The organism is Achromobacter sp. GD03932 (assembly GCF_029839485.1).
Classification (GTDB): domain Bacteria; phylum Pseudomonadota; class Gammaproteobacteria; order Burkholderiales; family Burkholderiaceae_B; genus Achromobacter; species Achromobacter bronchisepticus_A.
Genome location: NZ_JAOCAT010000005.1, coordinates 189,509 through 213,062, shown reverse-complemented (window position 1 = coordinate 213,062; position 23,554 = coordinate 189,509). Strand labels below are relative to the sequence as shown.

General features: G+C 66.8%; 24 protein-coding genes. 7 read left to right on the top strand and 17 right to left on the bottom strand.

Going from position 1 to position 23,554, the window contains the following annotated elements:
• Window position 1 precedes the first annotated feature (1 nt).
• From N5C88_RS07090 to cobA, 5 genes are read right to left on the bottom strand one after another with little or no spacing between them, the layout of a single operon-like run.
• Window positions 2-487 carry an AsnC family transcriptional regulator gene (locus tag N5C88_RS07090; protein ID WP_118931723.1) on the bottom strand — a complete coding sequence of 162 codons (486 nt, stop codon included), beginning with the start codon at window positions 485-487 and terminating at the stop codon, window positions 2-4.
• Window positions 480-1,478, bottom strand: a complete 999-nt coding sequence (locus tag N5C88_RS07085; RefSeq protein WP_205736586.1) for an AsnC family transcriptional regulator — start codon at window positions 1,476-1,478, stop codon at window positions 480-482. The genes N5C88_RS07090 and N5C88_RS07085 overlap by 8 nt, the downstream gene beginning before the upstream one ends.
• Complete coding sequence (locus N5C88_RS07080; protein ID WP_280015031.1) at window positions 1,468-2,637, bottom strand: cytochrome D1 domain-containing protein; 1,170 nt, start codon at window positions 2,635-2,637, stop codon at window positions 1,468-1,470. Before N5C88_RS07080 ends, N5C88_RS07085 begins: the two co-directional genes overlap by 11 nt.
• 7 nt (window positions 2,638-2,644) lie before the next feature.
• Entirely contained in the window at window positions 2,645-2,992 is a 348-nt protein-coding gene (locus tag N5C88_RS07075; protein WP_280015030.1) for a cytochrome c, read from the bottom strand.
• Window positions 2,971-3,762 (bottom strand): uroporphyrinogen-III C-methyltransferase, encoded by a 792-nt coding sequence (cobA, locus tag N5C88_RS07070; protein ID WP_118931719.1) that lies wholly within the window; start codon window positions 3,760-3,762, stop codon window positions 2,971-2,973. The genes N5C88_RS07075 and cobA overlap by 22 nt, the downstream gene beginning before the upstream one ends.
• A gap of 238 nt (window positions 3,763-4,000) precedes the next feature.
• On the opposite strand from cobA, the gene N5C88_RS07065 reads away from it, so the two are divergent.
• Window positions 4,001-4,438 carry a universal stress protein gene (locus N5C88_RS07065; RefSeq protein WP_059375544.1) on the top strand — a complete coding sequence of 146 codons (438 nt, stop codon included), beginning with the start codon at window positions 4,001-4,003 and terminating at the stop codon, window positions 4,436-4,438.
• A gap of 25 nt (window positions 4,439-4,463) precedes the next feature.
• Here the strand turns inward: N5C88_RS07065 and N5C88_RS07060 are convergent, their stop codons facing one another.
• The 4 genes from N5C88_RS07060 to N5C88_RS07045 form a co-directional block, all read right to left on the bottom strand.
• Window positions 4,464-5,390, bottom strand: a complete 927-nt coding sequence (locus tag N5C88_RS07060; protein WP_280015029.1) for a hydroxymethylglutaryl-CoA lyase — start codon at window positions 5,388-5,390, stop codon at window positions 4,464-4,466.
• A gap of 23 nt (window positions 5,391-5,413) precedes the next feature.
• Window positions 5,414-6,373: a tripartite tricarboxylate transporter substrate binding protein gene (locus tag N5C88_RS07055; RefSeq protein WP_059375549.1), complete on the bottom strand. Its 960-nt coding sequence runs from the start codon at window positions 6,371-6,373 to the stop codon at window positions 5,414-5,416.
• Window positions 6,374-6,443: 70 nt separating this feature from the next.
• A complete protein-coding gene (locus N5C88_RS07050) occupies window positions 6,444-7,652 on the bottom strand; it encodes a CaiB/BaiF CoA-transferase family protein (protein WP_280015028.1) in 1,209 nt (402 codons plus the stop codon).
• Between the two features lie 170 nt (window positions 7,653-7,822).
• Window positions 7,823-8,743, bottom strand: coding sequence for a LysR family transcriptional regulator (locus tag N5C88_RS07045; protein ID WP_280015027.1), 921 nt, complete (start codon window positions 8,741-8,743; stop codon window positions 7,823-7,825).
• A 106-nt stretch (window positions 8,744-8,849) separates the two neighbouring features.
• On the opposite strand from N5C88_RS07045, the gene N5C88_RS07040 reads away from it, so the two are divergent.
• Window positions 8,850-9,938, top strand: coding sequence for an RDD family protein (locus tag N5C88_RS07040; protein ID WP_280015026.1), 1,089 nt, complete (start codon window positions 8,850-8,852; stop codon window positions 9,936-9,938).
• 23 nt (window positions 9,939-9,961) lie between these two features.
• A complete protein-coding gene (locus N5C88_RS07035) occupies window positions 9,962-11,497 on the top strand; it encodes a tetratricopeptide repeat protein (RefSeq protein ID WP_280015025.1) in 1,536 nt (511 codons plus the stop codon).
• Window positions 11,498-11,506: 9 nt separating this feature from the next.
• Here the strand turns inward: N5C88_RS07035 and N5C88_RS07030 are convergent, their stop codons facing one another.
• Window positions 11,507-12,439: a LysR substrate-binding domain-containing protein gene (locus tag N5C88_RS07030; protein WP_280015024.1), complete on the bottom strand. Its 933-nt coding sequence runs from the start codon at window positions 12,437-12,439 to the stop codon at window positions 11,507-11,509.
• Window positions 12,440-12,523: 84 nt separating this feature from the next.
• On the opposite strand from N5C88_RS07030, the gene N5C88_RS07025 reads away from it, so the two are divergent.
• The 3 genes from N5C88_RS07025 (at window position 12,524) to N5C88_RS07015 (ending at window position 15,401) form a co-directional block, all read left to right on the top strand.
• Window positions 12,524-13,447, top strand: a complete 924-nt coding sequence (locus N5C88_RS07025; RefSeq protein ID WP_280015023.1) for a carbon-nitrogen hydrolase family protein — start codon at window positions 12,524-12,526, stop codon at window positions 13,445-13,447.
• Window positions 13,448-13,970: 523 nt separating this feature from the next.
• Window positions 13,971-14,660 (top strand): glutathione S-transferase family protein, encoded by a 690-nt coding sequence (locus tag N5C88_RS07020; RefSeq protein WP_059373836.1) that lies wholly within the window; start codon window positions 13,971-13,973, stop codon window positions 14,658-14,660.
• A 123-nt stretch (window positions 14,661-14,783) separates the two neighbouring features.
• Entirely contained in the window at window positions 14,784-15,401 is a 618-nt protein-coding gene (locus N5C88_RS07015; protein ID WP_118931712.1) for a PIN domain-containing protein, read from the top strand.
• A gap of 15 nt (window positions 15,402-15,416) precedes the next feature.
• On the opposite strand, the gene N5C88_RS07010 is transcribed toward N5C88_RS07015, so the two are convergent.
• The 4 genes from N5C88_RS07010 to rpsO all read right to left on the bottom strand — a co-directional run bounded on the left by N5C88_RS07010 (window position 15,417) and on the right by rpsO (window position 20,121).
• Window positions 15,417-16,634: a threonine ammonia-lyase gene (locus N5C88_RS07010; protein WP_059373834.1), complete on the bottom strand. Its 1,218-nt coding sequence runs from the start codon at window positions 16,632-16,634 to the stop codon at window positions 15,417-15,419.
• A 13-nt stretch (window positions 16,635-16,647) separates the two neighbouring features.
• Complete coding sequence (locus tag N5C88_RS07005; protein ID WP_059373833.1) at window positions 16,648-17,373, bottom strand: hypothetical protein; 726 nt, start codon at window positions 17,371-17,373, stop codon at window positions 16,648-16,650.
• Between the two features lie 225 nt (window positions 17,374-17,598).
• Window positions 17,599-19,761, bottom strand: a complete 2,163-nt coding sequence (pnp, locus tag N5C88_RS07000; protein ID WP_059373832.1) for a polyribonucleotide nucleotidyltransferase — start codon at window positions 19,759-19,761, stop codon at window positions 17,599-17,601.
• Window positions 19,762-19,851: 90 nt separating this feature from the next.
• Window positions 19,852-20,121 carry a 30S ribosomal protein S15 gene (rpsO, locus tag N5C88_RS06995; protein ID WP_006223612.1) on the bottom strand — a complete coding sequence of 90 codons (270 nt, stop codon included), beginning with the start codon at window positions 20,119-20,121 and terminating at the stop codon, window positions 19,852-19,854.
• Between the two features lie 312 nt (window positions 20,122-20,433).
• Between rpsO and N5C88_RS06990 the strand changes: the two genes are divergently transcribed.
• On the top strand, window positions 20,434-20,952 hold the full coding sequence (locus N5C88_RS06990) for a hypothetical protein (protein ID WP_059373831.1): 519 nt from the start codon (window positions 20,434-20,436) through the stop codon (window positions 20,950-20,952).
• A gap of 65 nt (window positions 20,953-21,017) precedes the next feature.
• Here the strand turns inward: N5C88_RS06990 and pssA are convergent, their stop codons facing one another.
• From pssA to ilvN, 3 genes are all read right to left on the bottom strand, one after another.
• Window positions 21,018-21,791: a CDP-diacylglycerol--serine O-phosphatidyltransferase gene (pssA, locus tag N5C88_RS06985; protein ID WP_059373830.1), complete on the bottom strand. Its 774-nt coding sequence runs from the start codon at window positions 21,789-21,791 to the stop codon at window positions 21,018-21,020.
• A gap of 178 nt (window positions 21,792-21,969) precedes the next feature.
• Entirely contained in the window at window positions 21,970-22,986 is a 1,017-nt protein-coding gene (ilvC, locus tag N5C88_RS06980; protein ID WP_013391929.1) for a ketol-acid reductoisomerase, read from the bottom strand.
• Window positions 22,987-23,062: 76 nt separating this feature from the next.
• Complete coding sequence (gene ilvN, locus N5C88_RS06975; protein WP_054450173.1) at window positions 23,063-23,554, bottom strand: acetolactate synthase small subunit; 492 nt, start codon at window positions 23,552-23,554, stop codon at window positions 23,063-23,065.

Genomic DNA, 23,554 nt, shown 5'->3' with positions numbered 1-23,554 from the left:
CTCAGACCTCCAGCTTCATTTCAAGGAAGTACTCTCGTTCCTTCGGAAACGCCAGCACGGGCAGGCCCGTCTCCTGTTCGATGGCGCGCAAACAGGCAGCCACATCGGCGGGATCAGCCGCCGCCAGCACGAACCACATGTTCAGCGCATGCTCGCGGCGGTAGTTGTGCGCAACCTCGATCCGGCGGTTGACCAGGGCCACGACCCGCTCCCATTGCGCCTGCGGTACGGCCATCGCCGCCAGGCAGTAGGCACCGCCAGCGCGCTCGATCTGGAACAGCGGACCGAAACGGCTCAACGCGCCGCACTCGCGCAAGCGGGCCACGCGCGCGATCACGGCGTCTTCGTCCAGCCCCAGCGCCCGCGCGACGTCCGCGAACGGACGCGGGCTGATGGGAAAGCCGCCCTGCAGGCGGTTGATCAGCTTGCGGTCGGCAGCGTCCAGCGCCAGCGGCACGCTCGCGGCAATGTTCTTGGGCCTAACCATGCGCCGCCTCTTCCGGCACGAACCTCGCGCCGCGCTGCTTGAAGCACCTGGTCGAAAACAGCACCGCATGCGGCCAGGCATCCAATCCGAGCCGGCCGGCGATGGCATCGCGCAGCGCCCGCACCGCTTCCCGCTCCTTGCCGTGGATCATGCAGAAGAGGTTGTAGGGCCACTGCGGCAAGCGCCGCGTGCGCCGGTAGCAGAGTGTGACGCCGGGCTCGGCACCCAGCCGCTCCCCCAGCGCATCCACCCGCGCGTCGTCCACGTTCCAGACGCACATCGCATTGGCGCGAAAACCCAGCTGGCGATGCCTGAGCACCACGCCGAAGCGACGGAACAGGCCTGCACGCAGCCAGCGCTCCAGCAGGCGCAGCGTCTCGTCTTCATCCAGCCCCGTCGGCAGCCCCAACCGGCGATAGGGTTGCGCGCAAAGGTCCAACCCATTCTGCACGGCGTGGAGCAAGACCTCTTGCGCGCTGCCGGCGGGCGGCAGCGCGGCTGGACTGCCGCCGCGCTGCGGCGCTGCGCGTTGTTGTGGCGTACTCAGGCTGAAACCCAAGTCGATGTGGTACTCGGCCTCCATGGGCAAGGCCAGCGGCTCGCAGCCGGTGTCTTGCCCGATCCGCGCCAGCAAGCGCGCCAACGCGCCAGGCGTGCGGCTGGCGGCCACAAACCACAGGTTCAGCGCATGCTCGCGCTCGTAGTTGTGATTGACCTGCGGCAGACTGCTGACGTAGGCGGCGACCTGATCCACGCGGCCGGCCGGCACCCGCATGCCGACCAGCGCGCTGGCGAAACAGGACTGGTGCAGCACCGGGCCGATCCGGCTCACCACGCCCGCTCGCTGCCACAGGCGAAAGCGCGCCAGCACCGTGTCTTCATCCAGGCCGACGCGCTCGGCCAGCAAGGCGTAGGGGCGCGAGACCAGCGGGAAGTCGCGCTGCCAGCCATCGAGCAGACGCAAATCTGTAGCGGACAGCTCAGAATCCAATGCGGCCGCTCCTGTTGGTGAAGAAAATGCCGCTGGGCTTGGGAATGTCGAGCGTGGCGCCGCGTTGCAGCGTCCGGGTGTCGTACACCACGACCCGGTCATCGTCGCGTGCCGACAGCCATACCGCCTCTCCGCGCGGCGTGAACTCCATGTGCAGCACGCCGCGGCCCGGCGCCAGCGTCCGGACCACGGCCAGGGTGTCGGTGTCGATGACCTGCACCTGGCCGTTGTCGGGCACCGCGAAGTTGACCCAGACACGGCGGCCATCGGGCTGCGCCATGACGAACACCGGCTGGCCCAACGTGGCGATGCGGCCGGTTTCCTGCCAGGTGGCGGTATCCACCACCAGCACCTCGTGCCTGCCGATGGCGGGCAGGAACAGCCGGCCGCCCGCCGCGCTCCAGCCTCGCAGATGGGGCATCTTGTAGACCGGCAGCGCTTCCTCGCCGCGCCCATAGCCCTGCAGGATCTTGCGCACGCCAGCCTCCGGATGCCAGAGGTCCATCATGGCCAGCGCATCCTCGCCAAACAGCCCGGCGATGTAATAGCGGCCGTCAGGGGTGACGAGCGCATCATAGGGTTGACGGCCGGCCTCATAGCGCTGCGTGGCCGGGCGGGCGGGGTCCGACAGATCGGTGATCCAGATCTCGCCCGCGTCGAACAGCGCGTAGGCGAACTTCTGTCCGGGCAGGTCCGCCAGGCCGACCACTTTGGAACGCTTGCCCGGCGCATACTCGGCCGGCACTTCGCTGATCTGGCGCAAGGTCTGGGCATCGAATACCTTGATGCCGCCAGGCGTGTAGTTCTGCACCACGATCAGCCGGCCGTCCTGCGAAATGGCGCCGCCGATTGCATTGCCGGACTGGATGATGCGGCGGTCCACGCGCCTCCGCAGCAGATCCACCTTGCTCAGCCCGCCGTCGCGGCCGAAGACGTAGCCGTAACGGCCATCGCGGGAATAGGCGATGTGCGCGTGGGAAAGATCGCCCAGCCCTTCGACCCGCGCCAGCCGGGTCTGTCCGCTGGTTTCGACGATGGAGACGGCGCCATCGGCACGCTCGATCACCATGCCCAGGTCGTTGGTGCCGCGCGGGTCGGTAGCCGCTGCGCAGCCGGCCAGCGCAACGGCGGCCAGGACAAGCAGGAGTCGCAGTTTCATGAACCTTCTATTCCTCAGGAAAGCCTTGGAGCAGGCGCGCGGCGATCCAGGTGGCTTCATCGGGCGCAAGCACGCCGCGCCACCCTGGCATGGCGGTCCCCGGCAGGCCCCGCAGAATCGCCTGTTCGAGATAGGCCGGCGGCTTGCCGGCAAGCGCTTGCGGCGTCAGCGCCGGCCCCAGGCCGCCACTCAGGCGCAATCCATGGCAGGAGCCGCAGTCCTGCCGCACCAGGTGGATGAGCCGCTGCCGATCGGCGGGATCGAGGTCCGGCGCCGCCTGCACCTGGCCCGCCGCCGCGCCCAGCCCCGTGCAACAGGCCAGCGCCAGGCATGTCAGGCCGCGACCGGCGCGCATGGCTCGGCCGTGTCACGCAACAGCAGCTGTCCCGCCGCGGCGGCGGACCATGCCCGCTGCGCCAGACGTACCACGTCGCCGACCACCAGCAGCGTGGGCGGCTTGAAGCCGGCCACCAGCTGCGGAATCTGGCGCAAGGGGGCCACCGTCCAGTCCTGGGCTTCGGTGGTGCCGGAATGAACCAGCGCGGCCGGCGTATCGCCGCCACGCCCATGCCGCTGCAAGGACGCGACGATCTCGGCGGCGTTGGCAACCCCCATGTAGAACACCAGGGTACAGGTGGGATCGACCAGCGAACTCCAGTCCAGTTCAAGACCAGCATCGTCCCGCAGATGGCCCGTGATGAAACGCACGCTGGCCGCCACGCCCCGATGCGTCAAAGGAATGCCCAACGCTGCCGCGCAGCCATTGGCGGCGCTGATGCCCGGCACGACCTCAACCGGTACGCCATGCCGGGACAGAAACAGCAGTTCTTCGCCGCCCCGGCCGAAAATGAACGGATCACCGCCCTTCAAGCGCACGACGCGGGAGCAAGACCCCGCCAGCGCCAACAGCAACTGATGGATGTCTTCCTGCCGATGCCGGCAGTCGCCCACCATCTTGCCGACGTCATGGAATTGCGCGGCGGGATTGATGAGGGGCAGGATGCCGGCGCCCACCAGCCGGTCACAGACCACGGCATCGGCCTGCTGCAACAGCCGCAAGGCGCGCACCGTCAGCAGCTCGGGATCGCCCGGACCGGCGCCAACCAGGTAAACCGTTCCGCTCACTACTCCCTCCCTTGCAGCCGCGCTGCGCAAATAAGGCTTCAGGAGGAAGTGTAGGTAGCGGGATGGCGACGCAGTAGGTACGGTCCGTGCCGCCGCCATGGGTGCGCCGGCCGCGCCCAGCGTATTTTCCTCGCGATTCGCCGAGAGCCGCCACAAGGCGTAGTATGAGGACAGCCGCTGTTCACGCTCCTAGGGCCGCGCGCACTCGCGCCGCCCTCCCCACCCTCAGGAGGTAGTCATGTACAAGCACATACTCATCCCCATCGACGGATCCGAACGCTCATATGCCGGCCTGGCGCAAGGACTGGGCCTGGCCAGCGCCCTGGGCGCAAGCGTCACGGTGCTGACGGTGTACAGCGCCTACCGCCCCACTTCCATGGAAACGGTGCATCTGGAAGGGGTGCATACGGAGTATGAGCGCGAGGCCAAGGAGCTCGCCAGGTCGTACCTGTCGCAAGCGGCCGCGCAGGCCACCGCCGCGGGCGTGTCCTGCACCACCGAAATGCGCGAAAGCAATAACCCGGCGCAGACCATCATCGATATCGCCATGACGCAAGGCTGCGACCTGATCGCCATGGCCTCGCGCGGCCATGGCGGGCTGGCGGCCGTGCTGCTGGGCAGCCAGACGCAGAAGGTGATGGCGCATTCGACGCTGCCGGTGATCGTCTACCGCTAGCGCCGCCGCCTTTCCCGGACTTGCGCTAGACCGGGACGCGCGCCCGGTAGGTCTTCGGTATGCCAGCGGCGGCCACGCCGCTGCGCAGGCTTTCCTGCGGCAGCGCCTGGGCCAGCAAGGGCCGCGCCTGCAACAGCCGCGACAGATCCACGCCCGTGCGGTAGCCCATGCTTTCCAGCATGAAGACCAGGTCTTCGGTAACGATGTTGCCCGACGCGCCAGGCGCGAAGGGGCAGCCGCCCAAGCCGCCCAGGCAGGAATCGAAGGCGCGGATGCCCTCGTCCAGCCCGGCCAGCGCATTGGCCAGGCCCAGCCCCATCGTGTCGTGCAGATGCAGCTTGACCAGCCGCGCGCCCACGGCGTCCTGCGCGGCGCGCACCGCATCGCGCACCAGCGCCGGATGGGCATAGCCCACGGTGTCTGCCAGCGCGATCTCGTCTGCGCCTGCCAACGCGGCGGCGGCGGCCACCTGCGCGACACGGCGCACCGGCACCGCGCCTTCGAGCGAACAGCCGAAGGCGGTGGCGACCGCCGCATCGATGCGCATGGGCCGCGGCTGTGCCCGCGCCCAATCGACAATGGCGGCCAGCACCTCCACCTGCGCGTCGGTGCCCTTGCCCATGTTGGCGCGGCTATGCGTGTCGCTGACCGAGACGGGAAACGACAGCGCGTGCGCGCCTGCCTCGTAGGCGGCAATGGCGCCCTTGAGGTTGCAGACCAGAGCGACGACGGTCAGCCCGTCGATCTTCAGGACCTCGGGCAGGACGGCGCCCGTATCGGCCATCTGCGGCACCAACCGCGGCGACACGAAGCTGCCCGCCTCGATCTCGCGCAGGCCGGCATCGGCCAGTTGCCGGATCCAGCGCAGCTTATCGGCCGCGGACATCATGCCCTTGGCCATCTGCAGCCCGTCGCGCGGACCCACTTCGCAAAGCCTGATTTCCTGGTTCATGTGCTGTCCTTTTCCCGACCCGCCTACTGCTGCACCACGATGCCCGCGCTTTCGATGGTCTGGCGCGCCTTGGCGATATCCGAATTGATCAGCGCGGCAAACCGTTCGGTGGACACCGGATCGGTTTCCAGGCCTTGCGCGGCCAGCGCCTCCTGCACGTCCTTGCGCGCCAGCAGCTTGTTGAAGTCGCTGTTCAGGCGCGACACGATGGCGGGCGGCGTCTTGGCCGGAGCCAGCACGCCGTAGTAGGTCACCACGCTGAAATCCTTGTAGCCCAGCTCCGCGACCGTGGGCACCTCCGGCAGCGCCGGATTGCGCTTGGGCGAGGTGACCGCCAGCGCGCGCACCTTGCCGGACTTGATCAGCGTGGCCGCCGACGAGATCGAAGAGCCCGCGAACTGCAGATGCCCGCCCATCAGGTCCGCCAGCGCCGGCGCCGAGCCCTTGTACGGCACGTGCTGCATCTTGAAGCCGGCTGCGTGCTGCAGCATTTCGATGGCGATGTGCACGCCGCCGCCCGTGCCCGAGGTGCCATAGGAGATCTTGTTCGGATCTTTCTTGGCGGCGTCGATCACTTCGGGCAGCGTCTTGTAGGGCGAGCTGTCCGACACCAGCAGCACCATCGGCGTGGTGGCCACCAACGCCACCGGGGCCAGGTCCTTGACCGGGTCGTACGACACCTTCATCAGCAGCGGAATCAGGGTGACGTTGTCGGACTGGCCGATCACCAGGTCGTAACCCTGGGCAGGCGAACGCGCCGCTTCGGCCAGGCCCAGCGCCGTGCCCGCGCCCGGCTTGTTCTCGGGGATGACGGACCAGCCGTTGAGTTCATGCAACTTGGTGCTCATCAGGCGACCGATGTAGTCGGTGCCCCCGCCCGGCGTGGACGGGATGATGATGCGGATGGGCTTGCTGGGGTAGTCCTGGGCGTGTGCGGCACAGGCGGCGGCCAGCGCGGCCACCGCGAACAGTTTGCGGATCATCTTGTCTCCTCTTCGATGGAAGTCTTGGCGGTCTGCGCCGCCTCGACCGATATCGGGCGCTACCGCCCGTTCATGCAATGACGCCTGCGCTGCGCAGGGCCTCGATGCGCGCGGCATCCCAGCCCAGACCCTGCAGGATGGCCTGCGTGTCGCCGCCCTGCCGCGGCGGATCGGAACGCTTGCCGGCCTTCAGGCCGTCGAACTCGATAGGCAACGCCGCCGCGGATATCTCCCCGCCGTCCGGCAGCCGGGTCTTCAACAGCGCGCCGCCGGCGTTCAGATGCGCGTCGTCCAGCAAGTCGTGCGGCTGGCGTATCGGGCCGTACGACAGACCGGCGGCTTCCAAGGCCGCGCAGAGTTCGTCGGTCTTCCAGGTCTTCAGGATCTCGCCCACGCCCGGCACCAGCCAGGGCCGCGCCGCCTCGCGGTCGACGGCGGTGGCCAGGCGCGGATCGGCGGCCCATTCGGGCGGCAGGAATTTCTGCGCGAAGTTGCGCCATTGCGCATCGCCCACCACGGCGACGAACACGCGGCCGTCGGCGGTCTCGAACACGTCGTACACGCCCCAGGGCGGCCGGCGTTCCGCCCCCATGGGCTTGGGCGCGGCGCCCGTCAGCTGGTACTGCGCGATGAACTGCGCGACCAGCAGCAGATTGTTCTCGAACAGGCCGGAGCGCACGTGCCTGCCGCGCCCCGTGGCGTGGCGGTCGTGCAGCGCCGCCAGCGCGCCCACCACGCCGAAGGTGCCGCCCAGGATGTCGTTGACCGAGGCCGCCACGCGCTGGGGCGAGTCCGCGCCGCCGTTGATGTAGGCCAGCCCGCCCATCATCTGCACCACTTCGTCGAGCGCGGTGCGCTGCTTGTAGGGGCCGGACAGAAAGCCCTTGAGCGATACGTAGATCAGCCCGGGGTTCTCGGCCGACAGCGACTCATAGTCCAGCCCGTACTGGGCCAGGCTGCCGTCGCGAAAATTCTCCACCACCATGTCCGCCTGCAAGGCCAGCTGGCGCACCACGGCCTGCCCTGCGCTTGCCTTCAGGTCGATCGCCAGGCTTTGCTTGTTGCGGTTGAAGACCGGGAAGTAGCCGCTGCCCGAGCCTTTCAGGCGCCGGGTGCGGTCGCCTTCGATCGGCTCCACCTTGATGACTTCGGCTCCCAGGTCCGCCAGCGCCAGGCCGGCCGCCGGGCCCATGATCATGTGGGACAGCTCCAGCACCTTGATGCCGCGCAGCGGCAACTCGGAGTGGTCCATGAAGGGTGAAGCCGGTGTTGCTGCCATCTGCATATCCTCGGGCCTGATGCGCTGAAAAACAGGCGGTGGCAAGATCGATGCATGCCGCCGCCCCATGCCCCCATCATCGGCGGCAAGCCGGATCAGCGGGTAGCGCTCTTTCAGCACGGGGGCATTCTCGTTTGGGAACGTCCGGGAAAGCCCTGAGCCCTGTCGTTTCAGGCGGCGTCCGCCACGCCCAGATGGGCCAACAGCACGCGGGCCGCGGGCGGCAAGGCGTCCAACCCCAGCACGGCGATGCACAAGGAAGTGCTGGACCAGGCTCCAGAAAGCGGAATGAAGCGGATGTCCAGGTTGGCGTGGCGCGCCTTGAGGTACATGGGCACCACGGCCACGCCCATGCCGCGCGCCACCAGCATGCAGATGGTTTCGTGCGAGCTGACCCGCGCGCTGATGCGCCGCGCCACGCCCGCATCCTGCGCCGCCTGCTCGAACACCGCGCTGATGCCGTTGTCGCGGTTCAGTTCGATCTGCTCGAAGGGCAGCAGCTGCGCGTAGTCCAGCGTGTCGCGATCGGCCAGCAGATGCTGGCCAGGCACCACCGCCGCCAGATCGCAGCGGCCGCAATTAAAGACCTGCAAACCGTCATGGCCGAAATCGGAACCCACCGCCACGTCGGCCTGACCGTCCAGCACCGCGCGGAACACCTCCTGCGTGGTGCCTTCTTCCAGCGAGATATCGATCTGGGGATAGGCGCGGCGAAAGGACTGGATCTGCGCCGGCAGTTCGCCGGACAGCGCCGCCACGCTGACCGCCAGCCGGATGCTGCCGCGCACGCCGGTCGCAAAGCCCGCCATTTCGCGGCGCATGCGGTCCATGCTCTGCAGCACCATGCGCACGTGCGTGGCCAGGGCATTGCCCGCGGGCGTGGGCTGCACGCCTTTGACCCCACGCTCCAGCAGTGGCACGCCGAAGGCTTCCTCCATTTCCGACATGCGTTTGCTGACGGCGGAAGGGACGATGTTCTCGCGGGCGGCGGCGCGCGCCAGGCTGCCCTCCTCCAGCGCCGCGAGGAACAGGCGCAGGGAGACGGGATCGATATCGCGAGGATGCGGCGAAAGGGGCTGGACGGGCTTCATGGCGGGAAGTGTCGTGCTTAGTGGCAGCGTCCTGGGATCGGGGTTTTCCCGGTAACATCCGCACTCCCCACGCTCTTGCGGCATTTCCAGGCCGCCACCGCCGCCCATGCAATGCCCCCGCTGCAACTGGCAGAATCCGGCCTCCAACACCCAGTGCTTCAGCTGCAATGCGCCGCTGGCCGCCCCCACAGCGGCCGCGCCTGCCGCGAAGGCTGCGAAGACCGCCAAGGCCGCCCCGGCCCGCGCCGGCAATGCCCCGGTCTTCCCCGGCATCTGGCCGCGGCTTGGCGCCACCGCGATCGACGCCGCCGTGATGGTCGCGGCCATGATCGGATTCAGCACCGCCGCCAATCTGACCTACGAATCCCTGGCCGGCGCTGCGCGCCCCGTCCTGCTGGCCATGGCCGCCGGTTTCATCGGCCTGATGCTGCCGGCCCTGATGGACGCCTGGGCCGGCGGATCCCCAGGCAAGCGGGTGCTGAAGCTGCGCGTCGTGAACCGCAATGGCGATCACCCTGGCGTCCTGCGCGCCAGTTGGCGGCACCTGATGAAGTACGTGCTGAACATCGCGCTGCCCGGCATCTTCTACCGCATCCAGAGGACCATCTTCGGCGAACGCGCCATGCACAACTGGATCTCCGGCACCTACGTGGTCTCCAGCCAGGCGGACCCGCGCGCCATCCGGCCCGCCATCGCCAAGACCCGCTCCATCACGGGCGCGGGCAAGTTCATCTTCATCGTGCTCGGCGTGCTGTTGCTGGTCGCGGGCGGCATGATCATCGGCGCCATCGTCATGGAGCCCAAGCAGGAAGACAATCCCCTGCGCGCCGAGGTGATCCGCCTGGACCTGGTGTCGCAACCCGTGCGCATGCTGGCCGAAAACCATTACCAACGCACGGGAACCTACGCGCCGGACATGGCGGCGCTCGGCGTCACCGCGGAATCGTTGAACAGCAGCGGCTTCAGCGCGCTGAGCCTGAATCCGGTCAACGGCGTGCTGCGCTTCACCATCGCTGGCGCCCCCAGCGCCGCGGACGCGCCCACGCTCGGCGGCAAGCATCTCGTCTACCTACCCGAACTGCGTTCCGAAAAGAAAGGCGGCGGCATCCGCCGGTGGCAGTGCGGCAGCGACGACATCCCGCGCGCCGACCGTCCCTACAGCTGCCGCCACGAAGCCGGCGCCTCGGCGCCCTAGCGCTACCCCACGGAATCCCGCGCATGTCCGCCCTGATCGAATCCATCCATCGCGCCGACGACGGCGACGAGCACGCGCAAATGCTGGCGCTGTGTGAACAAGGGTTGCGCGAACAGCCCGCCTCGGCCCTCCTGTGGGCGCTGCGCGCCCGTTATCACGACAAGCGCGGCGCCCACGCTGCGCGCCAGGCCGACCTGGACCGGGCGCTGACCCTGGACCCGCATTGCGCCGACGCCATCCGCGTCCAGGCCACCGCGCGCTACAACGCCGGCGAGCGGCAGGAAGCCTGGCGCGTCCTGCGCGATGCCCTGCAACGCACGCCTTCGCACTTCGGGCTGCTGATGGCGCAGGCCTATCTGCTGATCAACGACCGCCAGCTGGACCAGGCCATCCAGTGTTGGACCCGCGCCGCGCAGTTGCGCCCATCCGCCGGCGCGCCGCATTGCTATATCGCGTCCAACCTGGCCAACGCCGGGCGACACGCCGAAGCCGAGCCGCATTTCCGGCGCGCGACCTCGCTGGCGCCGGGCAACGGCATGTTCCTGTACGACGCCGGCAACACTTACCGCAGCCTGGGCGACCTGCACAACGCCATCGCAATGTTCGACCGCGCCCGCGCCATCCTGGGCGAGCAGAACGCCATCCAGCACAACCGCGCCTCGTGCCTGCAGGCGCTGGAACGCCACGCGGATGCCGTCGAGGAATGGACCAGCCTGCTACGGCGCGAGCCCGACTGGGACTGGCCCCTGGAAGGCAAGGCGCGGTCCCTGCACCGCTTGGGCCGCGCAGACGAAGCCGCGCCGTTGTGGCATCATCTGGACGCGCTGTCTGACAGCGGCTGGGAAGGCCGCAGGGAACAGGCCCGCGAGTACGTGCGCAGCGGCGATCCGGAGCTGGCCGAGCAGGCGCTCCGGGAGCTGGACCCCATGACCAGCGGCGACGCCCAACTGCTGTTCGTGGCCGGCAACGCGCAACGCGACCAGCGCAACTGGGATGAGGCGCTGGCGTACTACCTGCAGGGCTACGAGCTGGCGCCCGACAGCGACTTCCTGCCCGGCAACGCGGCCGACATGCTGAACCGGCTGGAGCGCCATGAGGAAGCCCTGCCGCTGTCCGAAGTGGCGATCTCGCTGGATCCGGACTGGCTGAAGTGGCGCCGCGCCCGCATCGAGGCGCTGATCCATCTGGGCCGCGCGGACGAGGCTGTGGCCGACGCCGACCGCGCCATGGCGCGCTGGCCGGATGACGGCGCCCTGCACGCCGAGCGCATCAACGCGCTGATCGCCGCCAAGCGCCACGAAGAGGCGCTGACTGCCTGCGACCGGCTGATCGCGATCGATCCAGACTATCGCAGCTGGGCGCTATTTTCGCGCGGCCAAACCTACAGTGAAATGAAGCGCCACGCGGAATCCGCCATGGCCTATCGCCAGGCTGCCGCCTCCTATCAACAGAACGGCAAGCCCCAGTACCAGGAACTGTCCTTGAACAACGCCCTGGCCGCGGAGCAGGCCGCCGCCGCGCCGCGCGGCCTGCTGAGCCGGTTGTTCCGGCGCAATTAGGCCGCGCGCCTAGGCGGCGCGCTCCCATTCATAGCCATTCAGCAAGTCCAGCAAACCGCGCCTGACCACGGCCACCGCCTCATCCCGCAAGGCGTCGGCGCGCCAACCCATTTCGATGGCATAGCCCGGCATCGCCACCGGGCACGGCAGCATGCGCAGGCCGGAGGCCGCGGCCAGGCCGCGCGCCGCGTGCGCGGGCAAGGTCGACAGGGCATCGCTGCCTGGCAGCAGAAACGCCAGCGCCGAAAAATGCGTGGTCGATGCCTGCACCTGGCGCGTCAGTCCCAGCCCATGCAGTACTTCATCCACCACGCCGATGAAGCCGCCGGACGACACCAGAATGTGCTGGCGGCGGACGAATTCCTCCAGCGACAGCGAGGTCTGGCCCGGCGCCAGGCTGGCGGGGTCCAGCAGGCAGGCATAGCCGCCCTGTCCGACCGTCACGCGCTGCAAGGCCTGCGTGGTCAATCCGCCCGAGGCGATCACCAGATCGGCCTCGCGCGCCATCAGCATGTCGGCGGCCAGGCGGCTGTGGGTCTGCCGGAAAATGATGCGCAGGCCCGGCGCGCTGTCCGCCAGGGCGCGGATCGCGTCCCTCCCTAGCGCGATCTCAAAATCGTCCGACAGGCCCAGCGTGACCGAGCGGCCGACGAAGCCCGCCGCGCCCGGCCACGCCAGCGACAGGCTCTGACGGCACTTGTCCAGGGCTTCGCCGATGACAGGCCGCAGTTCGCGCGCCCGCAGACTGGGCGTCAGCCCTCTGCCGGTGCGCGTGAACAGCGGATCGCCGTAAAGCGCGCGCAGACGGCCCAGCGCCGCGCTGACCGCCGACTGCGTTACGCCCAGGCGTAGCGCCGCACGCCCCGCGCCGCCCTCGTCATAGATGGCCTCGAAGACCTTGAGCAAGTTCAGGTCGGCCGACTCGATATCAATCTGGTTCATATCATTTATCTCTGACCAGGATTGATTGATTTTAGGGCCGGCCGGACACTGAAGCCCCGTTGCCACGTTCCTGAGACCCTCGCCATGACCACGAAAACCGTCGCCGCCCTGCAGATCGGCTCCTCCCCCGAAGGCAAAGCTCGCACCCTGGAAGACATCCTCGCCTACGAAGGCGAGATCGCCGCCTCTGGCGCCTCGCTCGTGGTCATGCCCGAAGCGCTGCTGGGCGGCTATCCCAAGGGCGAGATCTTCGGCACCCGCCTGGGCTACCGCCTGCCCGAAGGCCGCGAGGCCTACGCCCGCTATTACGACAACGCCATCGACGTGCCCGGTCCCGAAACCGAGGCGCTCGCCGCCCTGTCGCAGCGCACCGGCGCCAGCCTGGTGGTCGGCGTGATCGAACGGGGCGGCAACACGCTGTATTGCACCGCCCTGTTCTTCGAACCTGCGGCCGGCCTCGTCGCCAAGCACCGCAAGCTCATGCCCACCGGCACCGAACGCCTGATATGGGGCCAGGGCGACGGCTCGACGCTGCCGGTCGTCGACACCGAAGCCGGCCGCATCGGCGGCGCCATCTGCTGGGAAAACCACATGCCGCTGCTGCGCACCGCCATGTACGCCAAGGGCGTGGAGATCTGGTGCGCGCCCACCGTGGACGAACGCGACATCTGGCAGTGCTCGATGCGCCACATCGCGCATGAGGGCCGCTGCTTCGTGGTCAGCGCCTGCCAGGTGCAGCCCTCGCCCGCCGAGCTGGGCCAGGACGTGCCTGGCTGGGACGCCAACCGTCCGCTCATCAACGGCGGTTCGGTCATCGTCGGCCCGCTGGGCGACGTGCTGGCGGGTCCGCTGCGCGGCAAGGCCGGCCTGCTGACCGCCCAGGTCGACACGGCGGAACTGGTGCGCGCCCGCTACGACTTCGACGTGGTGGGCCACTATTCGCGCCCCGACGTCTTTTCCCTGACCGTGGACGAACGCCCGCGCCCCGCCGTGCGCTTCGTCTCCTGAACGCCCCGTCGCCAGGAGTCCGTAATCCAGGCCTCTGGCGCCGGGATGGTATAGTCTCGCCCGCTGCCGGCCCTTCCGGGGCCGTGCAACGCCCGAGTGGTGAAATTGGTAGACACAAGGGACTTGAACTAATTTGAGCCCTTTGGGGGAAACTCCAAAGGTGTAGCCCGTCAAACTCGGCGAATGCCCTGGACCCGTTCCGAGCCAACGCCGAGCCAAGCCCAGGCCGCATGGCCGGGGAAGGTGTAGAGAGCAGACGGCGGGCACCTAAGGCCGCAAGGCTATGGTGAAGGCGTGCTCCAGACCACGAACAGCGCATCCGCGCTGGCGGCGAAAGCCGAAGTGGTAAGAAAATCCCTCGGCCTCGCGGCCGTACCGGTTCGATTCCGGTCTCGGGCACCACCCCGCCACAGGACAGGCGTCCCCCCTTCGTCGCAAACCGGCGAACGCCTGCCTCGTCAAACTGAAGCGCGCAAAATTCGTCCCGCCGATCTAATCTAGTCCGGTAATCAGGGAGCGCGCCATGATCACCCTCTATTCGTACCCCGGACTCTATGGGCTGGAAGACAACAACCCCTACGGCCTGAAGATCTACGCCTTCCTGAAGCTGTGCCGCTTGCCGTTCGACCATCGGCATACGCTGGACGTGCAGTCCGCGCCGCGCGGCCAGCTGCCCTATATCGCCGACGGCGATCTGCGCATCGGCGACAGCGACGCCATCATCGCCCACCTGAAGCGCCAGTACGAACTGACCATCGACGATTCCCTCACGCCCGAGCAGCAGCGGCAGGACCTGCTGGTGCGCCGCGCGCTGGACGATCTGTACTGGGTCATGTCCTATTCGCGCTGGCGCGACGACCGCTATTGGCCAATCTTCCGCAAGGCGCTGCTGGACGCCCATCCGGACGTCAAACCCGAGCAGCTGGAAGCCGCCCGCCAGTACAACTTCCAGCGCTATCACTACCAAGGCATAGGCCGTTATGCCCCCGAAGACGCCTATGCGCGCGGGATCGCCGACCTGGAGGCTATCTCCAGCCTGCTGGGCGACAACGGCTTCATGTTCGGCCCCAATCCGGGCAGCGTGGACGCGGGGCTCTATGGCTTTCTCGCCAATATCTATTTCTACGCCATCGATACCCCGCTCAAGCAGTGCCTGGTGTCGCGGCGCAACCTGGTGAGCCTGTGCAATGCAGTGCGCGCCGAACTCGGTTAAAGCCTGCCGCCCCTCTTGCACACGGCAGCCGGCCCCGGGCCGCTTCCAAAAACGTTATTCTTGCGCCTCGTTTTCCACGTTTCCGCCCTGCCCGCCATGCGCCGGCGGGGCTTCAGACCTCACTTGACCGCCGCTTCCTCCCCCCCGCCCTTCATCGTCCTCGACGCCTGCGTCCTCATGTCCGGCATCCTGCGCCGCCTGCTGCTCAGGCTGGCCGAGGCCGGCGTGTACACGCCGGTCTGGACCGACCGCATCGGCGAGGAATGGCGCCGCAACGCCTCGCGCATCTGGGAGATCCCGCCGGAGGTGATGATGGAACTCTGGGACGACATGAACGCGCGCTTTCCCGGCGCCCGCGAAACGGACACCCAGGTCTACGAGGCGTCCTTGCGCTACAGCGATCCCAAGGACTTCCACGTGATCGCGGCCGGCCTGGCGCGGCGCGCGCGCTGCGGCCTGCAGCAGCCGCCTGTGGTGCAGGTGCTGACCTGGAATCTGAAGGATTTCAATCGTTCCGAACTGCGGCGCCAGGGGCTGGACGTCTACAACCCCGACCGCATGCTGACGCAGTGGTGGCAGGCCGCGCCCGATGCCATCCGCGCGGCGGCGGCACAGGTGCCCGCGGACTATGTGGCGCTGGGGCGCGAGCCCGAGCCGCTGTCGGCGACGCTGCACCGCGAGCGCCTGTACGGCCTGAAGAACCTGCTGGCGCGCGACGCCGCGCAGAACGGCGCCGCCTGAACCGCGCCGGCGCGCTCAGTGGTCGTGGTTGCTGGCAGCAAAGCCCGCCGCGTTCAGTATGTCGATCACTTCCTGGATGTGCTCGTGGCCGCGCGTCTGCAGCACGAAATCCACCTCGACATTGCGCACCGGCAATGACGTGAACGCGCGCTGGTGGTGCACTTCGGTGATGTTGGCCTGCGCGTCGGCGATGAGCTTGGTGGCGTGTGCCAGCGCGCCCGGCAGGTCGCGCAGGTCCACGCGGATACGCGCCAGGCGGCCTGCTCGCACCATGCCGCGTTCGATCAGTTCGCCCAGCATCAGCGGGTCGATGTTGCCGCCCGTCAGCACCAGGCCGATGCGCTTGCCCTTGTAGCGGTCGCTGCCCTCTTCCTGCGCGCGCAGCAGCGCGGCCAGGCCTGCGGCGCCTGCGCCTTCGACCACCGATTTCTCGATTTCCAGCAGCACCACGATGGCGTGTTCGATATCGCTTTCGCTGACCAGCTCCAGGCGATCGACCAATTGCGTCACGATGGGCTGGGTCAGCGCGCCCGGCGACTTCACCGCGATGCCTTCGGCAATGGTGTACGCGCCCTGCGGCATGGACACGCCCTTGACGGCCGCGTACATGGACGGGAAGCGCTCGGTCTGCACACCGATGATCTCGATGCCGGGCTTGAGCGCCTTGGCCGCGGTGGCGATGCCGGAGATCAGGCCGCCGCCGCCGATGGCGACGACCAGGGTGTCCAGCTGCGGTTGGTCTTCCAGCATTTCCAGCGCCACCGTGCCCTGCCCGGATATGACCGCCTCGTCGTCGTACGGGTGGATCATGATCAGGCCGCGCTCCTGCGCCAGCTCGTAGCCGCGCGCCTTGGCGTCGTCGAAGGTATCGCCGGCCAGCACCACCTCGGCGCCGAAGCGGCGCGTGTTGGCGATCTTGACGGTGGGGGTGAAGCGCGGCATCACGATCACGGCCGGCACGCCCATGCGCTGGGCATGGTAGGCCACGCCCTGCGCGTGGTTGCCGGCGGACACTGCGATCACGCCCTTGGCGCGTTCTTCTTCCGACAGCGTCAGCATGCGGTTGAGCGCGCCGCGCTCCTTGAACGAAGCCGTGAACTGCAGGTTCTCGAACTTCAGCCAGATCTCCGCGCCGAAGATGTCGGACAGCGTGCGGGACAGGGTAAACGGGGTCTTCAGCACCTGGCCGCGCAGGTTCTCGCGGGCGGTCTGAATGGAGGCGATATCGATCACGATGGAAATCCTGTTAGCGCACCGGCAGGAAATTGAACAGCAGCAGGCCCTGCGCGTAGTTGATCCCGATGCGCCGCGTGTTCTCGCCCAGCAGATTCGCGATCAGATCCAGGCGGCCGATGATGGCGCCGAATTCGCGTTCAAAGCTGAGGTTGGTGGCGTTCTGGGACATTTCGTTGGCCAGCAGCAAGGGTTCGCCCTGGGTATTGCGGCGCGACGCCAGCAGCCAGGCGGCTGCCTCGACGTTCCGTGCGGCATTGTAGACCCGCTGCCCGTCCAGCGCGTCGGTGGCGTACAGGCGGGTTTTGCCGTTGTGGGCCGCGATGATGGTGTCGGCCAGGCCGTAGATGAAAGCGCCGACCCGGTCGCCCGAATAGTTGGGGTCCAGGGACACGGCCAGGATCTGGATATCGCGCAGCCCCGCCAGGTCCTTGGGCGGGACGCGGACCTCGATGGAATGCTTGACCAGCGACACCGCCTTGGCCAGATCGGGCGCGCCGGACTTGCGCCACTCGCGCGGATTGCGGCGGTAGAGCTTGTCCAGCAGGACATACAGGCTGGCCAGGTTGTCGCGCACCTCCAGCGTGACGGTGCGGTTGAAGTCGGTCTGGCCGAACTGGTCGGCGGACATGTCTTCGCTCTTGGGACCGCCCTTGCCCGGCGCGGGGCTGCTCATGCAGCCGCTCAGCAAGGCCGCAAGCAGCGCCGCGGCACTGGCGGATCTGGCCCACGCCGTCATGCCTTGCCCATCCGTTTCCCCCTTCTTTGCCACGTCGCGCGGGCCATCCTCCGTGGTCGGGGGGCCTCGCTCTCGCGCAAGACTTTACAGGAAGGTAAGCGCAGTTGGGAGATGTCCGGGGTCTGAAGAAGCAAGAAGATGAATCAGGACCGGCCGTCGCGGCCCAGGCCGGCGCATGAAAAACGGCGCCCGAAGGCGCCGTTTCATACTACCGGTCAAGCAGGCTTATTCAGCTTGCGGTTCCGATTGCGGGGCGGCTTCGGGGGCCGCAGCGGATTGCTGCTGCTCGATGCCGCCGATGGCCTTGATGGACAGGCGCAGGCGGCCCTTGTCGTCGGCCTCGATGACCTTGACGCGGACTTGCTGGCCGACCTTCAGCACATCGTTGATGTTGGCGATGCGGTAGTTGGCGATTTCCGAGATGTGCAGCAGGCCGTCGCGGCCCGGCAGCACTTGCACGATGGCGCCGAAATCCAGCAGGCGCAGCACGGCGCCTTCGTAGATCTGGCCCACTTCGACGTCGGCGGTCAGTTCGACGATGCGGCGCTGGGCTTCCTTGGCCTGCGCTTCGTCGACGCTGGCGATCACGATCGTGCCGTCGTCGGAGATGTCGATCTGCGTGCCGGTTTCTTCGGTCAGCGCGCGGATGGTGGCGCCGCCCTTGCCGATCACGTCGCGGATCTTCTCGGGGTTGATCTTGATGGTCAGCATGCGCGGAGCGAAAGCCGAGAGCTCGCCGCGCGAACCGTCCAGCGCTTCCTTCATCTTGCCCAGGATGTGCAGGCGGCCTTCGCGGGCCTGAGCCAGCGCCACTTGCATGATTTCCTTGGTGATGCCCTGGATCTTGATGTCCATCTGCAGTGCGGTGACGCCGTTCTCGGTGCCCGCAACCTTGAAGTCCATGTCGCCCAGGTGATCTTCGTCGCCCAGAATGTCCGTCAGCACGGCGAACTTGCCGCCATCCAGGATCAGGCCCATGGCCACGCCGGCCACGTGATCCTTGACCGGCACGCCGGCGTCCATCATGGCCAGCGAGCCGCCGCAGACCGAAGCCATCGACGACGAGCCGTTGGACTCGGTGATTTCCGAGACGATGCGGATGGTGTACTGGAAGTCTTCCGGAGCCGGCAGCAGCGGGATCAGCGCGCGCTTGGCCAGGCGGCCGTGGCCGATTTCGCGGCGCTTGGGCACACCGATGCGGCCCGTTTCGCCGGTGGCGAACGGAGGCATGTTGTAGTGCAGCATGAAGCGGTCGCGGTACTCGCCCATGAGCGCGTCGATGATCTGCTCATCCTGCTTGGTGCCCAGCGTGGCCACGACCAGCGCCTGGGTTTCACCACGGGTGAACAGCGCGCTGCCGTGTGCGCGGGGCAGCACGCCCAGACGCACGCTGATGGGACGCACGGTGCGGGTGTCGCGGCCGTCGATGCGGGGCTCGCCGTTCAGGATCTGGCCGCGCACGATGGCGGATTCCAGCGAGAACATGATGTTGTCGACAGCGACCGCGTCCGGCGCCGCTTCGCCCTTTTCGGCGGCGGCGGCGGCCAGCTTGGCCGACACGTCAGCCGACACTTCGCGCAGCTTGGTGGTACGAGCCTGCTTTTCGCGGATCTGGTAGGCGGCGTTCAGGCCTTCCTGGGCAGCGGCGGTGACCGCGGCGATCAGGGCTTCGTCCTTGGCGGGCGCTTGCCAGTCCCAATCGGGCTTGCCGGCGTCCTTCACCAGTTCGTGAATGGCGTTGATGACGGCCTGCATTTGCTGGTGGCCGTAGACCACGCCGCCCAGCATGATTTCTTCGGACAGCTGGTCGGCTTCGGATTCCACCATCAGCACGGCGTTTTCGGTGCCGGCGACGACCAGGTCCAGCTTGGACGACTTCAGCTGCGAGGCGGTCGGGTTGATGGCGTACTGGCCATCGATGTAGCCCACGCGCGCGGCGCCGATCGGGCCGTTGAACGGGATGCCCGAGATGGCCAGCGCGGCCGAGGCGCCGATCATGGCGGGGATGTCGGGATCGATTTCAGGATTGACCGACAGCGTATGGATGACCACCTGGACTTCGTTGTAGAAGTCTTCGGGGAACAGCGGACGCAGGGGACGGTCGATCAGGCGCGAGGTCAGCGTTTCCTTCTCGGAGGGCTTGCCTTCGCGCTTGAAGAAGCCACCCGGGATGCGGCCGGCGGCGTAGGTCTTCTCGATGTAGTCAACGGTCAGCGGGAAAAACGTTTGACCCGGCTTGGCCTTCTTGGAAGCCACGACGGTGGCCAGGACGACGGTGTCCTCGATCGACACCACAACGGCGCCGGAGGCCTGGCGAGCGATCTCGCCAGTTTCCAGGACGACCGTGTGCTGGCCGTACTGGAACGATTTTGTCACTTTGTTGAACATGACGATTATTCCTTACAAATGAAAAACCGTGGCCGTCGCGACATACGTCGCACCGACCACGGTTGCGTCATGGGGAGCCAGCCCCGTCGATCACTTGCGCAGACCGAGTTTTTCGATCAGTGCGCGGTACGAATCGGGATTGCGGCCCTTGAGATAGTCGAGCAGCTTGCGGCGACGGCTGACCATACGGAGCAGACCGCGGCGCGAGTGATGGTCCTTCATGTGTTCTTTGAAGTGACCGGTCAGTTCGTTGATGCGGGCGGTGAGCAGAGCCACCTGAACTTCGGGGGAGCCGGTATCGCCTTGAGCGCGTTGGAATTGCGCGACGATATCGGATTTCTTGATGTCAGCTACAGACATTTATGACCTCTTCGGACATGCGACAGGGCCGAGGCGCCCTGACGTGGTTTGGAAAAATTTTGCGCGAACCTGGCGGAATTCGCTTTCTCACTGCTGCCATTGATGACTCAAACAGAAGCCTGGAACCCGGGTGTGGACGCGGTGTTTCGACACCGGGGCCTGGCACCTGGACCAGCTCTGCGGCCAGCGCAAAGGATGTTGCAAGATCAATACACTTGATAAAGCTCGATGATTATAGCTGATTCGCTAGAATTACCCCAATGAGGGCCGCCTGCCCCGCCGCAGGCCGCGATGCCACGTAAGGAGCAAGACATGTCTAAATATTACAAAGGCGCCCGCCTGGCGCTGGCCGCCGCCGCGTTGGCCGGGCTGGCCGCCTGCGCGAACATGGCCCAGATTCCTCCCGGCACGCCCTACGCCGACGTGCTGACCCAGTTCGGCCAACCCAACTTCGAATGCCCGCAAGCCAATGGCGGACGGCGCGTGATCTGGACGCAGCAGCCCATGGGCCAATATGCCTGGGGTACCAATGTCGGCACCGATGGGCGAGTGGGCCAGGTGGTGCCGCTGCTGACCGATGCGCATTTCAAGGTGCTGAGCGAAGGCGAATGGGGTCCCGACCGCGTGCGCTGCGAATTCGGCCCGCCCGCGCGCATCGAGGAAGCCGGCCTGGGCGAGAAGCGCGAGGTGGTCTGGTCGTACCGTTACAAGGAAAACGGGGTCTGGAACTCGCTGATGTACGTGTACATGAGCCGCGACGGCAACAGGCTGACGCACTTCCATCCCGGCCCGGATCCCATGTACGACGACGACCGGTTCATGTGGCGCTGATTCCCCCGCCCTTGAAAGACAAAACCCGCCATCCGGCGGGTTTTGTTTTTCAAGATTGCCGCCAATCACGAAGATTGGTTGCGGCGTTCCTGCGTCAGGCGGCGCGCGCGGTTCCAGCGCCAGGCCCACATGATCCAGCCCGACAGGCCGTACAGCACGAACAGGCCGAACAGCACGACCGGAGGATCGCTGGACACGAAAACGAATACGGCCACTACCAGCAGGATGCCCCAGAACGGCACGCTGCGGCCCAGGGCGAAGCTCTTGCCGCTGAAGAACGGCGCGTTCGACACCATGGAAATGCCCGCGTACATGGTCAGCGTGAACGCCGCCCAGGCCATCAGGCTGTCATGGATGGGCAGCTTGTTGTCCACGGCCAGCCAGACGAAGCCCGCCACCAGCGCACCGGCCGCCGGGCTGGGCAAGCCCTGGAAGTAGCGCTTGTCGACCACGGCGATGTTGGTGTTGAAGCGCGCCAGACGCAGCGCGGCGCCGGCGACATAGACGAACGCGGCCAGCCAGCCCCAGCGGCCCAGATCGTTCAGGATCCATTCGTACATGACCAGCGCGGGCGCGACGCCGAAGGAGGTCATGTCGGACAGGGAGTCGTATTGCTCGCCAAACGCGGACTGGGTGTTGGTCAGGCGGGCGACCCGGCCGTCCATGCCGTCCAGCACCATGGCCGCGAAAATGGCGATGGCGGCCACTTCGAAGCGGTCGTTCATGGCCTGCACGACGGCATAGAACCCCGCGAACAGTGCGGCGGTGGTGAACGCGTTGGGCAGCAGGTAAATGCCGCGGTGGCGGTTCTCGGAATCGCGCATGGAAAAATTGGGCATGGTCTCAATAACTTACAACGAACACTGAAAGGTTAACCCATCTGGCCCCGCTTGCGGGGCGAAGCAAGCCGCGTGCCCGGCCGATCGACGGGAAGCCTGCAAAAAAAAGCGGCATGCCCTCGCAGGCATGCCGCTTCGACCCTGATTGCCCGGGGCAAGCCCCGCGCAGTGGCATGGATCAGTTCTTGGACTTGTCCACCAGCTTGTTGGCGGCGATCCAGGGCATCATGGCGCGCAGCTTGCCGCCCACTTGCTCGATCTGCGATTCCGCGTTGATGCGGCGGCGCGAGGTCAGCGTCGGAGCGCCGGCGGTGTTTTCCAGGATGAACTTCTTGGCGTATTCGCCGGTCTGGATGTCCGTCAGGCACTGGCGCATGGCCTTGCGGGTTTCGTCGGTGACGATCTTCGGACCCGTTTCGTACTCGCCGAACTCGGCGTTGTTCGAGATCGAGTAGTTCATGTTGGCGATGCCGCCTTCATAGATCAGGTCGACGATCAGCTTCAGTTCGTGCAGGCACTCGAAGTACGCCATTTCGGGCGCGTAGCCGGCTTCCACCAGCGTGTCGAAACCAGCCTTGATCAGTTCGACGGTACCGCCGCACAGCACGGCCTGTTCGCCGAACAGGTCGGTTTCGGTTTCTTCGCGGAAGTTGGTTTCGATGATGCCGGCACGGCCGCCGCCGTTGGCGCTGGCGTACGACAGGGCCACGTCACGCGCGGCGCCCGACTTGTCCTGGTACACGGCCACCAGATGGGGCACGCCGCCGCCTTGCTTGTAGGTGTTGCGCACGGTGTGGCCCGGGGCCTTCGGGGCGATCATGATGACGTCGATATCTTCACGCGGCACGACTTGGCCGTAGTGCACGTTGAAGCCGTGGGCAAACGCCAGGGCGGCGCCGGGCTTGATGTTGGCGTGCACTTCCTTGTTGTAGACCGAGGCGATGTTCTCGTCGGGCAGCAACATCATGACGATGTCGGCGGACTTGACGGCGTCGGCGACTTCCTTGACTTCCAGGCCGGCGTTGGCGGCCTTGTTCCACGAGGCGCCGCCCTTGCGCAGGCCGACCACGACCTTCACGCCGGACTCATGCAGGTTCTGCGCGTGCGCGTGGCCTTGCGAGCCGTAGCCGATGATGGCAACAGTCTTGCCCTTGACCAGGGAGAGATCGCAGTCTTTGTCGTAGAAAACTTTCATGGTTGTGCTCCAGATTCCAGTATTTTGGATATTTGTTTAATTCAGATGTAGGGTGCGGCTTGGCCTGGAAGGCCGGTCAAATCTTCAAAATCCGTTCACCGCGTCCGATGCCGGACACGCCGGTGCGCACGGTTTCAAGGATTGCACTGCGGTCCAGGGCCTCCAGGAAGGCCTGTACTTTTTCCTGCACCCCGGTCAATTCGATGGTGTAGGACTTGTCGGTCACGTCGATGATGCGGCCGCGGAAGATATCCGCCATGCGCTTCATTTCCTCGCGCTCCTTGCCGACCGCGCGCACCTTCACGAGCATCAGCTCGCGCTCGATGTGCGCGCCTTCGGTCAGGTCGACGACCTTGACCACATCCACCAGGCGGTTCAGGTGCTTGGTGATCTGCTCGATGATTTCATCGGAACCGGTGGTCACGATGGTCATGCGCGACAGCGTGGAGTCCTCGGTGGGCGCCACGGTCAGGGTCTCGATGTTGTAGCCCCGCGCGGAAAACAGGCCCACCACGCGCGACAGCGCGCCGGGTTCGTTTTCGAGGAGGACGGAAATCACGTGCTTCAT